The sequence below is a fragment of the Enterococcus songbeiensis genome (assembly GCF_005405265.1).
Taxonomy (GTDB): Bacteria; Bacillota; Bacilli; order Lactobacillales; family Enterococcaceae; genus Enterococcus_C; species Enterococcus_C songbeiensis.
In genome coordinates this window covers 1-1112 of sequence record NZ_BJDS01000017.1, presented here as the reverse complement: position 1 = coordinate 1112, position 1112 = coordinate 1, and the positions used below count along the sequence as shown (strand labels likewise).

The following is a 1112-nucleotide window of genomic DNA, read 5'->3' as shown; positions in this document are numbered from 1 at the left end:
ATCAGACTAAATTTTCTTGCAGAAAATTTATTACCAAAATAGGAACTAGGAGCGAAATCAGATGGCAACCTATTATGAAGCAATCAACTGGAATGAAATTGAAGACATCATCGATAAGTCCACATGGGAAAAATTGACAGAACAATTTTGGCTGGATACTCGGATTCCCCTATCCAACGATTTGGACGACTGGCGAACACTTTCTGATCTTGAAAAAACCACCGTTGGGTACGTCTTTGGCGGCTTGACTTTATTAGACACGGTTCAATCAGAAAGTGGAATGGATCAGCTACGCAAAGATGTTCGGACACCCCATGAGGAAGCTGTTTTAAATAATATTCAATTCATGGAATCAGTGCATGCTAAAAGCTATTCTTCCATTTTCAGCACTTTGAATACTAAAGCCGAGATTGATGATATTTTTGAGTGGACCAATACAAATCCCTACCTGCAAAAAAAAGCAGAGCGAATTAATGAAATCTATAAAAACGGCACACCTTTGGAAAAGAAAATCGCTAGTGTTTTTCTAGAAACTTTTCTTTTCTACTCAGGATTTTATACGCCCTTGTACTACCTTGGAAATAATAAATTAGCCAATGTTGCTGAAATCATTAAATTGATTATCCGTGATGAATCAGTGCATGGAACCTATATCGGCTACAAATTCCAACTTGGTTTTAATGAATTACCTGAAGCGGAACAAGACAAGCTGAAGGAATGGATGTACGACCTCCTGTATGAATTGTATGAAAACGAAGAACGATACACAGAAGAATTGTACGACGAAATTGGTTGGACGGAAGAAGTAAAAACTTTCCTCCGTTACAACGCCAACAAAGCCTTGATGAACTTAGGACAAGACCCACTCTTTCCGGATACCGCTAATGACGTCAATCCAATCGTCATGAACGGCATTTCCACTGGAACGAGCAATCATGACTTTTTCTCCCAAGTTGGTAACGGCTATTTATTAGGAACCGTCGAAGCAATGAACGATGATGACTACCTGATTGGCTTGGATAATGAATAAATTTGAGAGCTTGGGACATAAGTCCCAAGAATCATAAAACAGACGACCGAAAATCGTAAAAAGAATTTTCGGTCGTCTGTTT

The 1112-nt window shown here is 38.8% G+C and carries 1 protein-coding gene; it reads left to right on the top strand.

Features of this window, described 5'->3' with window-relative positions:
- Positions 1-61 precede the first annotated feature (61 nt).
- A complete protein-coding gene (gene nrdF / locus FFM66_RS08675; protein ID WP_137605652.1) occupies positions 62-1030 on the top strand; it encodes a class 1b ribonucleoside-diphosphate reductase subunit beta in 969 nt (322 codons plus the stop codon).
- Positions 1031-1112: the final 82 nt, after the last annotated feature.

Bases quoted from the DNA above. Each gene is read 5' to 3' on its own strand.
- nrdF (WP_137605652.1), top strand. From the start codon at position 62: ATGGCAACCTATTATGAAGCAATCAACTGGAATGAAATTGAAGACATC.